General features: G+C 74.8%; 11 protein-coding genes. 8 read left to right on the forward strand and 3 right to left on the reverse strand.

The annotated features are described in order from the left end of the window. The first annotated feature begins 101 nt into the window (after positions 1-101). Positions 102-2,372 carry a heavy metal translocating P-type ATPase gene (locus ACZ6X9_RS07510; protein WP_469776996.1) on the forward strand — a complete coding sequence of 757 codons (2,271 nt, stop codon included), beginning with the start codon at positions 102-104 and terminating at the stop codon, positions 2,370-2,372. Between the two features lie 176 nt (positions 2,373-2,548). Next, on the forward strand, positions 2,549-2,821 hold the full coding sequence (locus tag ACZ6X9_RS07515) for a hypothetical protein (RefSeq protein ID WP_469776997.1): 273 nt from the start codon (positions 2,549-2,551) through the stop codon (positions 2,819-2,821). A gap of 153 nt (positions 2,822-2,974) precedes the next feature. On the opposite strand, the gene ACZ6X9_RS07520 is transcribed toward ACZ6X9_RS07515, so the two are convergent. Genes ACZ6X9_RS07520 through ACZ6X9_RS07530 form a run of 3 tightly spaced genes read right to left on the reverse strand, consistent with a single transcriptional unit; the run spans position 2,975 to position 5,684 of the window. Further along, positions 2,975-3,469 carry a hypothetical protein gene (locus tag ACZ6X9_RS07520; RefSeq protein ID WP_469776998.1) on the reverse strand — a complete coding sequence of 165 codons (495 nt, stop codon included), beginning with the start codon at positions 3,467-3,469 and terminating at the stop codon, positions 2,975-2,977. Continuing rightward, positions 3,466-4,992: an ATP-binding protein gene (locus tag ACZ6X9_RS07525; protein ID WP_469776999.1), complete on the reverse strand. Its 1,527-nt coding sequence runs from the start codon at positions 4,990-4,992 to the stop codon at positions 3,466-3,468. Before ACZ6X9_RS07525 ends, ACZ6X9_RS07520 begins: the two co-directional genes overlap by 4 nt. After that, complete coding sequence (locus ACZ6X9_RS07530; RefSeq protein WP_469777000.1) at positions 4,989-5,684, reverse strand: response regulator; 696 nt, start codon at positions 5,682-5,684, stop codon at positions 4,989-4,991. Before ACZ6X9_RS07530 ends, ACZ6X9_RS07525 begins: the two co-directional genes overlap by 4 nt. Positions 5,685-5,942: 258 nt before the next feature. Here ACZ6X9_RS07530 and ACZ6X9_RS07535 point away from each other — a divergent pair, with 258 nt between their 5' ends. The 6 genes from ACZ6X9_RS07535 (at position 5,943) to egtD (ending at position 13,837) form a co-directional block, all read left to right on the forward strand. Continuing rightward, complete coding sequence (locus tag ACZ6X9_RS07535) at positions 5,943-7,586, forward strand: acyl-CoA dehydrogenase family protein (RefSeq protein WP_469777001.1); 1,644 nt, start codon at positions 5,943-5,945, stop codon at positions 7,584-7,586. Between the two features lie 396 nt (positions 7,587-7,982). Then, complete coding sequence (locus tag ACZ6X9_RS07540; protein ID WP_469777002.1) at positions 7,983-8,738, forward strand: bestrophin-like domain; 756 nt, start codon at positions 7,983-7,985, stop codon at positions 8,736-8,738. Positions 8,739-9,264: 526 nt separating this feature from the next. Beyond that, positions 9,265-10,509, forward strand: coding sequence for an ergothioneine biosynthesis glutamate--cysteine ligase EgtA (egtA, locus tag ACZ6X9_RS07545; protein WP_469777640.1), 1,245 nt, complete (start codon positions 9,265-9,267; stop codon positions 10,507-10,509). A 149-nt stretch (positions 10,510-10,658) separates the two neighbouring features. After that, positions 10,659-11,951: an ergothioneine biosynthesis protein EgtB gene (egtB, locus tag ACZ6X9_RS07550; protein ID WP_469777641.1), complete on the forward strand. Its 1,293-nt coding sequence runs from the start codon at positions 10,659-10,661 to the stop codon at positions 11,949-11,951. Then, entirely contained in the window at positions 11,951-12,691 is a 741-nt protein-coding gene (egtC, locus tag ACZ6X9_RS07555) for an ergothioneine biosynthesis protein EgtC (protein ID WP_469777003.1), read from the forward strand. The genes egtB and egtC overlap by 1 nt, the downstream gene beginning before the upstream one ends. A 186-nt stretch (positions 12,692-12,877) precedes the next feature. Beyond that, on the forward strand, positions 12,878-13,837 hold the full coding sequence (gene egtD / locus ACZ6X9_RS07560; RefSeq protein WP_469777004.1) for an L-histidine N(alpha)-methyltransferase: 960 nt from the start codon (positions 12,878-12,880) through the stop codon (positions 13,835-13,837). Positions 13,838-13,999: the final 162 nt, after the last annotated feature.

Genomic DNA, 13,999 nt, shown 5'->3' on the forward strand with positions numbered 1-13,999 from the left:
GGTATACGTGGAAGTGTCCACTCAATACCCCCTAGGGGTATGAAACTCCGAAGAGTCCCAGCCGCACCCGCGGAGAACCCCAGTCGGCCATAGGAGCAGCGATGCCCGGCACCACCACCGGGACCCCCGGCACGGACCGCGTGGAACTCGCCATCGGCGGCATGACGTGCGCGTCGTGCGCGGCCCGGATCGAGAAGAAGCTCAACCGCATGGAGGGGGTGGCGGCCACCGTCAACTACGCCACCGAGAAGGCGCAGGTCACCTATGGCGCCGGTGTCACCGTGGCGGACCTGGTCGCCACGGTCGAGGCGACGGGGTACACGGCGGCGCCGCCGCCCGCGCCGGCCCGTTCCGCCGACCGGCGGGACGAGGGAGAGGCGGACCGGGCGGCCGACGAGGAGCTGCGGCCGCTCCGGGAGCGGCTGGTCACCGCCGCGGTGCTGGCGGTGCCGGTGGTGGTGCTGTCGATGGTTCCGGCCCTCCAGTTCACGTACTGGCAGTGGCTGTGCCTGACGCTGACCGCACCGGTCGTGACCTACGCGGCGTGGCCGTTCCACCGGGCCGCGTTCACCAATGCCCGCCACCGGGCGGCCACCATGGACACGCTGATCTCACTCGGCACGTCGGCGGCGTTCCTGTGGTCGCTGTGGGCGCTGTTCCTGGGGAACGCGGGCATGCCGGGCATGACGCACTCCTTCGAGCCGACCGTCTCACGGAGCGACGGCGCCGAGAACATCTACCTGGAGGCGGCGGCGGGCGTGACCGCCTTCATCCTGGCCGGCCGCTACTTCGAGGCCCGGTCCAAGCGCCGGGCGGGCGCGGCGCTGCGGGCTCTGCTGGAGCTGGGCGCCAAGGAGGTGACCGTTTTCCGGGGCGGCCGGGAGGCACGGATCCGCGTCGAGGACCTGGCCGTGGGCGACCGCTTCGTCGTCCGTCCGGGGGAGAAGATCGCGACGGACGGCACGGTGGTCGAGGGCGGTTCCGCCGTGGACGCCTCGATGCTCACCGGTGAGTCGGTGCCGGTCGAGGTGGGCGTGGGTGACGCGGTCACCGGTGCGACGATCAACGCGGGCGGCCGGCTGGTGGTCGAGGCCACCCGGGTCGGCGCCGACACGCGGCTGGCCCGTATGGCCCGGCTCGTCGAGGACGCCCAGAACGGCAAGGCCGCGGCGCAGCGGCTCGCGGACCGGATCTCCGCCGTCTTCGTCCCGGTCGTCATCGCGCTCGCCCTGGGCACGCTCGCGTTCTGGCTGCTGCGCGGTGCCGGGCTGACCGCCGCGTTCACGGCCGCCGTGGCCGTCCTGATCATCGCCTGTCCATGCGCGCTCGGCCTGGCGACACCGACCGCGCTGATGGTGGGCACCGGGCGGGGCGCGCAGCTCGGGATCCTCATCAAGGGACCGGAGGTGCTGGAGACCACCCGCGCCGTGGACACGATCGTGCTGGACAAGACGGGTACCGTCACCACGGGCCGGATGACCCTGCTGGCCGTCACCACGGCCGAGGGCACGGCGGAGGACGAGGTCCTGCGGCCGGCCGGGGCGCTGGAGCACGCCTCCGAGCACCCGATCGCGCGGGCCGTGGCGGCGGGCGCCGAGGAGCGGGTCGGCACGCTGCCGGTGCCGGAGGACTTCGCCAACGTTCCCGGGCTCGGGGTGCGGGGTGTCGTGGAAGGGCGCGTGGTGCTCGTCGGCCGGGAGAAGCTGCTGGTGGAAGAGGGCATGGTGCTGCCCTGCGAGCTGGCGGCGGCGCGGGACGCGGCCGAGGCGGCCGGCCGCACGGCGGTCCTGGTGGCCTGGGACGGCGCGCCGCGCGCGGTGCTGGAGGTGGCCGACGCGGTGAAGGACACCAGCGCGGAGGCCGTGCGGCGGCTGCGGGCGCTGGGCCTGACCCCGATCCTGCTCACCGGTGACAACAGGGCGGTGGCCGCGTCCGTGGCCGCCGAGGTGGGCATCGACGAGGTGATCGCCGAGGTGCTGCCCGAGGACAAGGTGGACGTCGTGCGGCGGCTGCGGGCCGAGGGCCGCTCGGTGGCCATGGTCGGTGACGGTGTCAACGACGCGGCGGCGCTGGCCCAGGCGGACCTGGGGCTGGCGATGGGCACGGGCACCGACGCGGCGATCGAGGCCGGCGATCTCACCCTCGTCCGGGGCGACCTGCGGGCCGCGGCGGACGCGATCCGACTGTCCCGGAAAACGCTGGGCACGATCAAGACCAACCTGTTCTGGGCCTTCGCCTACAACGTCGCGGCCCTCCCGATGGCGGCGGCCGGGCTGCTCGATCCGATGATCGCGGGAGCGGCGATGGCCTTCTCGTCGGTCTTCGTCGTCGGCAACAGCCTCCGCCTCCGGGGCTTTCGCGCCGCCGGGTGAGGCCCCGCCGGAGCGCCGGGCCGCCCGGGCGGATGGTGGTCGTCCGCCCGGCGACCGTGGGGTGTCAGGCTCGTGATGAATCCGTAACAGCGGGATCCCCCGCACCGCCGGGTACGTCTCTCCCCGTGACGGACGGAAGAAGCACGGACACGAGGACACAGGGAGATCGCGACGCGATGGCACTGCCCCAGTTGCTCAGGAACAGGATCACGGCGCTGGTCGCCGTCACGGTCTTCGGCTTCGCGGGCACTCTGACCGCCGCGGTCGCCGCCGAGGCGGTCGGCCGCACCGCCGCGGCGAGCCTGACGACGGGGACCGGCGGGGAGGCCGGGCCGGGCACCGGTGGTACGGCGGGCGGCGCCCGGCACGGTGACACCGCCGACGGCGACGCCCCGAGGAGCGTCGTCGTCGTGCGGGAGGGAACGGCACCGTCCCGCCTCCGCGGCTGACCTCGTACGCGCCGGACGGCATCGCGGTCCGGCCCGCCGCTGCCGGGCCTTTCGGGGAACCGGCCGGCCTTCCTGGCGCAGGCGGCATCAGGCCCCCGGCACCCCCGTGCGCGCCCCGGCGGCGCCCCCGCGCCCCGCCGGCCGCCCGGCCTACTAGGGCCGGTCGCACACCAGCCCCTCCTGGCGCTTCCCCCCGCCGCTGAGCGTCACCTTCACCCGGTTCCAGGGCAGCCCGCCGGGCACCTGGTTGTGGGCGGCCGTGCAGACCAACTGGGTGCGGGCGGTACGGGAGATGCCGGTGACGTCGGTGGGCAGGCCGATGTCGACCCGGCCGGGTTCCGTGGTGACGTGCGCCCCCGACCGCATGGCGATCTCGCTGTAGATGCCGCGGGCGCGTTCGGCCTCGTTGGGGCCTTGCAGCATCAGCCGTACCGCGTCCTCCGCGGTCACCGGGCCGTCCGCCGGCCGGGAGACGGAGGTGACGCCGGTGACGACGGCGAAGTACAGCCGGGCCTGCCAGACGGGCCTGCCGGACGGGTGGACGCCGGTGGCGGGCTGGCCGAACTCGATCACCTCCGTCGGCTCGATGCCGCAGCCGGCGAGCGTTCCCAGCAGGAGCGCCGCGGCCAGCGCGCGTCGTGTCCTCACTCCTCGTCCCCTCCTGTGCGCAGGGGGAGGTCGACGGTGAACACCGCTCCCCCGCCGGGCCGGTTGGCGGCCCGGATGGTTCCGTCGTGCAGCCGGACGTTCTCCAGCGTGATGGCGAGGCCGAGGCCGCTGCCCTCGGAGCGGACCCGCGCGGCGTCGGCCTTGTAGAAGCGGTCGAAGACGTGCGGCAGCACGTCCGGGTCGATGCCCGGGCCCTCGTCGGCGACCTCGATGAGCAGCCGCTCGCCCGCGTCGGCTCCCGCTTCCACACGGACGGTCACGTGCACGGGTGCGCCGCCGTGCCGGAGGGCGTTGCCGACGAGGTTGGCGACCACGACGTCGATGCGGCGGGTGTCGAGCCGGGCGCGGACGCCGTCCGGCAGGTCGGCGGCGACCTCGTCCTGCCAGTTGCGGGCCTGGAGGGTCTTGCGGACGGTCTCGGCGACATCGACCTCGTCGAGGTGCAGGGCGGCGGCGCCCGCGTCGAAGCGGGAGATCTCCATCAGGTCCTCGACCATGCGGGCGAGCTTGCCGGTCTCCTCGCTGATCAGCCGGACGGCGTGGGCGGTGTCCGGGTCGAGCGTGGCGGCGTCCTCGTCCAGCACGTCGACGACGGCCGTCATGGCGGCCAGCGGGGTGCGCAGTTCGTGCGAGACGTCGGCGGCGAAGCGGCGCGCGTTGGCCTCCATGCGGCGGAGTTCGGCGACGTTCTCCTCCAGGGCGGCGGCCATGCCGTTGAACGTCCGGGAGAGTTCGGCGAGTTCGTCGCCGCCGGTGACCTTCAGCCGGGTGTCGAGCGCGCCCTCGGTGATGCGCTGGGCGCCGCGGCGCAGTTCGCGTACGGGCCGGAGGACACCGCCGGCGGCGATGAGGGCGGGGACGACGGCGAGGGCGACGGCGGGCAGCGCGCCGCTCTGGGCGGCGTCGACGAGGGCCTGGACGTTGGCCTCGTCCTCCCGCAGCGGCACCCGCGCGAAGACCTCCACGCCGGACGGCTTCCGCTGGTCGTTGCTGAAGGTGACGGGGAGGCCGATGACGAGCCAGGGGCGGCCGCCGGTCTCGACGCGCTGCACGGCGGGGATCCCGGCCCGCACCTTCTCGCGCACGCCGGTGCCGATGGCCGTGTCCTCGCCGGGCCGGAGGGCGGGGACCATGGGCCCGCCGGAGTAGCGGGTGTGCACGACCCAGTGCTGGGCCGCCTCGCCCGCCCGGTTGAGGTTCGCCGCGAACCGGGCGAGGTCCGCGGTGCCGGGCGGGAAGTCCAGGTCCGGCGCCTGGGAGTTGACCTGTCCGCGCAGCGCGTCCACGGCGGTGTCCTGGGTGCGCTGGAGGATCGCGGTGCGCGCCTCGCGGAACGTGAGCGCCGCGGTGGCCAGCGCGCTCAACGCGGCGACGAGCAGGAACGCCACCACGAGCCGGGCGCGCAGGCCGCGGACGAGGGTGCGCAGGGCGGGCCGTCGCGCCGGTGCCGCCGGCCGGTCCCCTGCGCCCTCCGGGCGGAGGCGCGCGGAGGGACGTCTCACAGCGGTCCGAACCGGTAGCCGAAGCCGCGCACGGTCTGGATGTAGCGGGGCGAGCGCGTGGAGTCCTCCACCTTGGTGCGCAGCCGCATCACGCAGGCGTCCACCAGCCGGGCGTCACCGTGGTAGCTGTGCTCCCAGACGTGCTCCAGGAGCTGCTGGCGGCTGTGGACGCGGCCGGGGGTGGCGGAGAGGTGGAGCAGCAGCTTCATCTCGGAGGGGGCGAGCGCGAGGTCCTTGCCGTGCTTGGTGACGACCAGGCCGGCGCGGTCGACGACCAGGTCGCCGTGGACCTCGGCGGGCCGGGTGGCGGCCTCGGGACCGCCGTCGGCGGGCGCGGCGCGACGGAGGACCGCGCGGATGCGGGCCTCCAGGACCTCGCCGCGGGCCGGCTTGACGATGTAGTCGTCGGCGCCCGCCTCCAGGCCGAGGACGACGTCGATGTCGTCGCCGCGGGCGGTGAGCATGATGATCGGGAGCTGCTGGGTCGCGCGGATCCGGCGGCAGACCTCGAAGCCGCTGACGTCGGGAAGCATCAGGTCGAGCAGGACCAGGTCGGGCCGGAAGGCGCCGAGCGCGGCCAGCCCGGCCTCCCCGGTCGCCGCGGCCTCGACCTCGTGGCCGCGGCGGCGCAGGGTGAGGGTGACCCCTTCCCGTACGGCTCGGTCGTCCTCGATCAGAAGCACGCGTGACATACGGACAGTATCGGTCGGATCATCACACTGACGCGTCGAATGGGGCTCCAGCCGGGGAACTGTCACCGATTGCTCATATTCCCCTCCCTCCCCTTTCGGCACTTCCGTCACCTCTGCCCCCGCACCACGTCTGACCTCACTTTCTTCCCGAGAGGAGGCCCCGCAGGGGGGACGCGGCGGGATAATGGCCCGTTGGTTGTCCGTACGCCATCAAAGCCCCGACGAAAGCTCCGCCCCGACAGCGATCCGGAGGTCGCCGTGAGCACGCACGAGGTCCTCAACCAGGCACCGCCCCTGACCGGCTTCACCACCGCCGACGACCCCGCGCTGCTGGAGGCGCTCCGCCGGGACGGCGGCGGCCGGGGCGAGGCGGAGGTCCGGGCCCTCGGGGCGCGGGCCGGCTCCGAGGAGGTGCAGGAGTGGGCGCGGCAGGCCGAGGCGTACCCGCCGGTGCTGCGCACCCACGACCGGTACGGCCACCGGGTGGACGAGGTCGAGTTCCACCCCGCCTGGCACCACCTGATGGCGGCGGCCGTGGAGAGCGGCCAGCACGCGGCGCCCTGGGCGGACGGCCGCCCGGGGGCACACCTGCTGCGCGCGGCGAAGTTCTACGTCTGGGCGCAGGCCGAGCCGGGCCACGGCTGCCCGGTCTCGATGACCAACGCCGCCGTCCCCGCCCTGCGCGCCCAGCCCGAACTGGCCGCCGTGTACGAGCCGCTGCTGGCCTCGCCGGTGTACGACTACGGGCTGCGGCCGCCGCTGGGCAAGCGCGGTCTGATCGCCGGCATGTCGATGACGGAGAAGCAGGGCGGCTCGGACGTCCGCGCCAACACCACGACGGCCGTCCCGGCCGGCGACGGCACCTACGTGATCACCGGGCACAAGTGGTTCACCTCGGCGCCGATGAGCGACGTCTTCCTGGTCCTCGCGCAGGCTGAACAGGGCCTCACCTGCTTCCTCATGCCGCGCGTCCTGCCCGACGGCACCCGCAACGCCATGCGTCTCCAGCGGCTCAAGGACAAGCTCGGCAACCGCTCCAACGCCTCCGCCGAGATCGAGTACGAGCGGGCCGTCGCCTGGCCGGTGGGCGAGCCGGGGCGCGGGGTGCGGACGATCGTCGAGATGGTCAACATGACCCGGCTCGACTGCGTCATCGGCTCGGCCGCCGGCATGCGCGCCGGACTGCGGCAGGCCCTCCACCACACCACGTACCGCCGGGCGTTCGGCGCCGAGCTGATCGACCAGCCGCTGATGCGCAACGTCCTGGCGGACCTCGCCGTCGAGTCGGAGGCCGCCACGGTCCTGGCGATGCGCCTGGCGGCGGCCCTGGACCGGTCCGAGGCCGGGGACGCCGGCGAGCGCGGCCTGCGCAGGCTGGCGCTGGCGGCCGGCAAGTACTGGGTGTGCAAGCGCGGCAGCGCCCACGCGGCCGAGGCGCTGGAGTGCCTGGGCGGCAACGGTTACGTCGAGGAGTCCGGGATGCCCCGCCTCTACCGGGAGGCACCGCTGCTGTCGATCTGGGAGGGGTCGGGGAACGTCGCCGCGCTGGACGTCCTCCGCGTCCTCGCCCGCGAACCGGAGGCGCTGGACGCCTACTTCGCGGAGGTCGAGGCCGCCGCGGGCGCGGACGCCCGCCTGGACGCCGCCACCGCCCACCTGCGAACCCTGCTGACGACGCTCGACGACCCCCACCGCGCCCAGCTCACGGCCCGGCGCCTCGCCGAGCGGCTCGCCCTGGTCCTCCAGGGCAGCCTGCTCGTCCGGCACTCCGTCCCGGCCGTCGCCGACGCCTTCTGCGCCTCGCGTCTGGACGGCGACCGGGGCGGCGCCTTCGGCACCCTCCCGCCCGGGACGGACCTGGGCGCGGTGCTGGAACGGGCGGTGGCGAAGGACGCGGGGTGACGGGGCGAGGTGTAAGGGCAGGGCGTGACGCGCGAGGTGTGAGAGCAGGGCATGACGGGCAAGGCGGGCAAGGCGCGACGTGCGGGGCGTGACTGACACGTCGTTCACGGACGGGATATGTCGTACGCGCCGTAGCGGGCCCGAGCGTGCGCGAGCCGCGGCCCCCGTCCACGGGACCGCGGCTCGCCCGGCGCCATCGGGTCAACGGCCGTCCTGCGACCGCCCGCCGCCAGCGCCTCCCCGCGTCTCCCCCTCGTACGAATACCTCTCCCACCTGCTCGAACGCCCTCATCCCATCGGAGGAAACCACCCCGGATCCCGGCTGAACGGGTGAACCACGCCGCAGTATCTCCGTGGCGCGCTCCTTCGCGCCGTCGGGGCGAACCGGAGGATGCCGTGGACGAGTGGGTGATGCTGGTTCTCGCGATGGTCGCGGTGATCGCGGTCGTCGTGTCCGTGATCCTGCTGCGCGGGCGGCGGGTGGGGACGACCGAGGACCCCTCCGAGACGCCCGACGTCATCGAGTACATGACGATGATGATCGGCGTGGTCTACGCGATCGTCCTCGGTCTGGCCATCGCCGGCGTGTGGGAGGCGCGGAACTCCGCGCAGGCGACCGTGCAGGCCGAGGCCCAGGCGCTGCACGAGGTGTACGAGCGGGTGCAGGCGTTCGCGCCGGCGACGCGCGAGCAGGTGCGGGCGGACGTCGACGCGTACGTGAAGTACGTCGTCCACAAGGAGTGGCCGGGCATGCTCGACGACGGGCAGCTCACCGACGAGGGCAAGCGACTGCTCGACAAGGTACGGGCGGACATCACCTCGTACCAGCCCCGGGACGACCGCGAGAGCCAGTCGTACCAGCCGCTGCTGGACCAGGCCGGGGCGGCGGACGCGGCCCGGAACGCCCGGGCGCTCAACGCCGGGGACACCATGCCGGGGGTGGTGTGGTTCGGCCTGATCGGCGGGGCGCTGGTGGCGGTGGGGCTGATCTACACCCTGCAGATCCGGCGGTCGCCGCGCGAGCTGCTGCTCGCCGGCCTGTACAGCGCGCTGATCGCCTTCCTGCTCTTCCTCATCTGGGACTTCAACTCGCCGTTCGGGCACGACGTCGCCGACTCCACGGACGCGTTCACGGACCTGTTCAGCGTCTGAGCCGCTCCCCCGCCCGCGTCCTCCCGCGCCCTCTTCCCACGCCCGCTCCCCACGGCCTCCCGCACCCTTTTCCCGCACCGCCTCCTCGCGTCCTCCTCCCGAACCCTCCGCCGGCCGCCCTTTTCCGGCCAGCCTCCGGCGGCGGCCGCCCCGCCGACGGGGCATGCCCTCTCCCCCGCCCACCCACAGGAACGCCGGGCGGGGGCGGCCGGAGCGGACGCGCGCACGACGTCCCAGCACCCGGCCGCCCGCCCGGCGCACCGGGGCGGACGCGGCGGCCGGTCCCCGCGCCGGGACCGGCCGCGGGAAGCCGGTCGGGAGGATCCCGTCGCCCGCGCCCCAATGGTCTACGCCTTTCCCGGGCGGCTCTCGGTGCGCCCTCCAGGCATGACCGGTTCCCGGCGCCGGCCCGCGCGTTTCGCCCTCCGTTTGGGGGTACAGGGCAAGGGGGCTGACCGACAGGAGGGCACCCGGAGTGACCGACGAGAGCATTGCCTACGGCGAAGGCGCGACCCGGACGGTCAACATGGACGAGGCCGAGGCGCTGGTCCGCGGCATCTGTTTCAAGACCGGACCACCCCGTCTCCTCGGCGTCGAGCTGGAATGGCTCGTCCACGACCTGCGCGAACCGACCCGCCCGGTCGAAGCGGCCCGGCTGCACGCCGCCGCCGACCGGCTCCGCAAGCTCCCGCTGCGCTCGCTGCTCACCGTCGAACCCGGTGGCCAGATCGAGTTCAGCTCACAGCCCGCCGACTCCCTCGCCGCCTGCGTGGACGAGGTCGCCGCCGATCTCGACCTGGCCAGGGCGGAGTTGAAGGAGCTCGGGCTCTTCCTCGCCGGCTACGGCAAGGAACCCTGGACCCATCCCGACCGGGTGGTGGAGACCCGCCGCTACGACGCGATGGAGGTCTACTACGACCGCTGGAACGGGGCCGGCCGCACGATCATGTGCCGGACGGCGTCCGTCCAGGTGTGCGTCGACGCCGGCGGCGAGGGCCCCGGCCCGCTCGGCTTCGACCGCCGCTGGCGGTACGCGCACCTGCTGGGCGCGGTGCTGGCCGCCGCGTTCGCCAACTCGCCGCTGCACCTGGGGCGTCCCACCGGCTGGCGCTCCACCCGCCAGGCGACCTACGCCCGGATGGACCCGGGCCGCACCCTCGCCCCCGCCGAGCACATGGAGCCGCGAGCGGCCTGGGCCGAGTACGCGCTGGACGCGGAGGTGATGTTCATCCGGCGCGAGGAAGGACCGTGGCAGCCCGTACAGGGCCTGCCGCTGCGCGAGTGGCTGCGCACGGGCGAGCCGCGGCCGGTCACCGCGGGCGATGTGATCTACCACCTGACCACGCTGTTCCCGCCCATCCGGCCGCGCGGCCACCTGGAGATGCGCATGATCGACGCGCAGCCGGGCGAGGACGGCTGGCTGGTGCCGCTCGCGGTGACGGCGGCGCTGTTCGACGACCCGACGGCCGCCGAGACGGCGTACCGCGCGGTGAAGCCGCTGGCCGACACGGCCGGCGGGGAGCCCACTCCGCGCAACCCGCTGTGGCGCAGGGCCGCCCGGCTCGGCCTGGCCGACCCGGACCTGCGGGCGGCCGCCACCGGCTGCTTCGCGGCGGCGCGCGAGGCGCTCCCCCGGCTCGGGGCATCGGCCCGGGTGCTGGAGGCGGTGGACGAGTTCACCGCCAGGTACGTGGCGCGGGGCCGCTGCCCCGCGGACGACCTGCTGGACCTGGTCGCGGACCGGCCCGTCGGCGCGGAGTGTGGCTCGTGACCGCCGCGGGACGCGGAGCCGCCGGGCGGGCGGCCGGACCGGGAACCGGGCGGCGAACCGGGCTCGCGCCCGGTCAGGCGACCTCCCCGGCGACCGGCCCCGGACCCGAACCCGACGGCACGGATCCCGGCGCGCTCCGGCGGCGCGCCGTGGACGTCCTGCTCGCGGCCCGTGAGCGCACCACCGCGCTCACGGGCTGCGTACCGGACCCGGAACTCACCGCGCAGCACTCGCCGTTGATGTCACCGCTGGTATGGGACCTGGCCCACATCGGCAACCAGGAGGAGCTGTGGCTGCTGCGCGCCGTGGGCGGGCACGCGGCGCTGCGGCCCGAACTGGACCGCGTCTACGACGCGTTCGAGCACCCGCGCGCCGAACGCCCCAAGCTGCCGCTGCTGCCCCCGGACGAGGCACGCCGTTATGTGGCGGACGTCCGCGGGCGGGTGCTGGACGTCCTCGACCGGGTACCGGTCGACGGCGGCGACCCGCTGGCGCGGGCGGCGTTCGCCTTCGGGATGATCGCCCAGCACGAGCAGCAGCACGACGAGACCATGCTGATCACCCACCAGTTGCGCGCCGGGCCGCCCGCGCTCACCGCGCCGGAGCCGCCGCCCGCCGGGCCGGACGCCGAGGCGCTGCCCGTCGAAGTGCTCGTCGAGGGCGGCCCGTTCACCATGGGCACCTCGACGGAGCCGTGGGCACTGGACAACGAGCGGCCCGCCCACGAGCAGGTGGTGGCCCCCTTCTTCCTCGACACCCTGCCGGTGAGCAACCGGGCGTACGCGCACTTCATCGAGGACGGCGGCTACCGCGACCCCCGCTGGTGGCACCCCGAGGGCTGGGCGCAGGTGCGCGGGCACGGACTGTCCGCGCCGCTGTTCTGGCGGCGCGACGGCGGGGCACCGGGCAACTGGCTGCGGCGGCGCTTCGGGGTGGTGGAGCCGGTGCCGCCGGACGAGCCGGTGCTGCACGTGAGCTGGTACGAGGCCGCCGCGTACGCCGCCTGGGCGGGGCGGCGGCTGCCCACCGAGGCCGAGTGGGAGAAGGCCGCCCGGTACGACCCGGCGACCGGCCGCTCCCGCCGCTACCCGTGGGGCGACGAGGACCCCACACCCGCCCACGCCAACCTGGGCCAGCGCCACCTGCGGCCGGCTCCCGTCGGCGCCTACCCGCGCGGCGCCTCGCCGCTGGGCGTACGGCAGTTGATCGGGGACGTGTGGGAGTGGACGGCGAGCGACTTCCTGCCGTATCCGGGGTTCCGGGTGTTCCCCTACCGCGAGTACTCGGAGGTCTTCTTCGGGAGCGCGTACAAGGTGCTGCGGGGCGGGTCGTTCGGGGTGGACCCGGTCGCCTGCCGGGGCACGTTCCGGAACTGGGACCTGCCGGTGCGCCGGCAGATCCTCGCCGGCTTCCGCACCGCCCGTGACCCGGAGCCGTGCTGATGTGCCGGCACCTGGCCGTGCTGGGCCCGGAGGCCCCGCTCGGCGCGTCCGTCGCCGATCCGCCGTACGCGCTCGTCCGGCAGTCCTGGGCGCCGCGCAGACAGCGGTACGGGACGGTGAACGCGGACGGGTTCGGCATCGGCTGGTACGCGGACGGCGACCCGCGGCCCGCCCGGTACCGCCGGGCCGGGCCGGTGTGGGCGGATCCGTCCTTCGCCGATCTGGTGCGGGTGGTGCGGTCCCGGGCGCTGCTGGCGGCGGTGCGGGACGCGACCGGGCCGAGCGCCGACGGGGAGGCCGCCGCGGCCCCCTTCGCCGCGGGCCCGTGGCTGTTCAGCCACAACGGCGCCCTGACCGGCTGGCCGGAATCGGCCGCGCCGCTCGCTCCGCTGCTGCCCGCCGCCGCCCTGCTGCGGCTGGAGGCGCGCTGCGACTCGGCGTTCGTCTGGGCGCTGGTGGCGCACCGGCTGGACGGGGGCGAGCCGCCGGACCGGGCCCTCGCGTCCACGGTCACCGCCCTGGCCCAGGCCGCGCCGCACTCCCGGCTGAACCTGCTGCTCACCGACGGCTCGTCGGTCACGGCCACGGCGCACGGGGACTCCCTGTGGTACCTGGCCGGCCCGGGCGAGCGGATCGCGGTGGCGTCGGAGCCGTACGACGACGACCCGCGCTGGACCGAGGTGCCCGACGGCACCCTGCTGTCGGCCGACCGGACGCGGATCGCCCTCTCGTCCCTGTGACGCCCCTCCCCCTTGGCCACCCGCTTGCCTCCCGCTTCTCCTGATCCCGTCGACCCTCCGTTCCCTCTCGTCCCCCGCCTTTCCCCTCCCCTCCCGCCGTGTCCCTTCTTGTCCCTGCTCGTCCCATCCCTGCTCGTCCCAGCTCTGCCTTCCCCCGCCCCGCCGCACGCGCAAGGAGCGCCGTCCGTGAGCCAGTTCGTCCTCTCCCGCACCCTCCCGTCCGACGCGACCGCCGCCGCCCTGCGCGCCGACGTCGCCGAGGGGCTGACCCGGTCGCCCAAGGAGCTCCCGCCGAAGTGGTTCTACGACGCGCGGGGCAGCGCGCTCTTCGACGAGATCACGCTGCTGCCCGAGTACTACCCGACGCGCGCCGAACGCGAGATCCTGCGCACCCGCGCGGCCGCCATCGCCGCCGCCACCGGCGCCCGGACGCTCGTCGAACTCGGCTCCGGCTCCTCGGAGAAGACCCGCCACCTCATCCGGGCCCTGCCCCTGCTGGACCACTACGTACCGGTGGACGTCAGCGAGAGCGCCCTGTCCGGGGCCGCCGCGACCCTGCTTGACGAACACCCGGATCTGCGGGTGCACGCCCTCGTCGCCGACTTCCAGTACGGCCTGGCGCTGCCGGACACGCCGGGGCCGCGGCTGCTCGCGTTCCTCGGCGGCACCATCGGCAACCTGCTGCCGGCGGAGCGGGCCGAGTTCCTGGCCGGCCTGCGCGCCGGCATGGCCCCGGGCGACGCCCTGCTGCTCGGCACCGACCTGGTGAAGGGCGAGCGGGAGCTCGTCGCGGCGTACGACGACGCGCGGGGGGTGACGGCGGCCTTCAACAAGAACGTCCTCGTGGTCGTCAACCGGGAGCTGGGCGCCGACTTCGACCCCGCCGACTTCGCCCACGTGGCCCTGTGGGACGCCCACCACGAGTGGATCGAGATGCGGCTGCGGGCCCGGCGGCCGGTCCTGGCCAAGATCCCGGCCCTGGACATGGCCGTGCACTTCGCCGCCGGAGAGGAGCTGCGTACGGAGGTGTCGGCGAAGTTCCGGCGGGAGGGGGTACGGACGGAACTGGCGGCGGCCGGACTGGAGTTGCGACGGTGGTGGACGGATGCGGCGGGGCGGTTCGCGCTGTCGTTGGCGGTGCCGTAGGGGCGCCTGCGGCGGGCGGTGCCCCGGTCCCCCCGGAGGGGGCACCCCAACGGGCTGAACGGTCAGCCTGTCCGGGGGTGCGGGGGCTCGCCCCCGCGAGAAACGGTGAAGGTGGGGGCACCCCCTCCGGGGGAGGGGTCGGGGCGAAACACCGCCGGGTAA

Source organism: Streptomyces sp. NPDC052910, from assembly GCF_055585605.1.

Bases quoted from the DNA above. Each gene is read 5' to 3' on its own strand.
- ACZ6X9_RS07510 (WP_469776996.1), top strand. From the start codon at position 102: ATGCCCGGCACCACCACCGGGACCCCCGGCACGGACCGCGTGGAACTC.
- ACZ6X9_RS07515 (WP_469776997.1), top strand. From the start codon at position 2,549: ATGGCACTGCCCCAGTTGCTCAGGAACAGGATCACGGCGCTGGTCGCC.
- ACZ6X9_RS07530 (WP_469777000.1), bottom strand. From the start codon at position 5,684: ATGTCACGCGTGCTTCTGATCGAGGACGACCGAGCCGTACGGGAAGGG.
- egtA (WP_469777640.1), top strand. From the start codon at position 9,265: ATGGACGAGGCCGAGGCGCTGGTCCGCGGCATCTGTTTCAAGACCGGA.
- egtC (WP_469777003.1), top strand. From the start codon at position 11,951: ATGTGCCGGCACCTGGCCGTGCTGGGCCCGGAGGCCCCGCTCGGCGCG.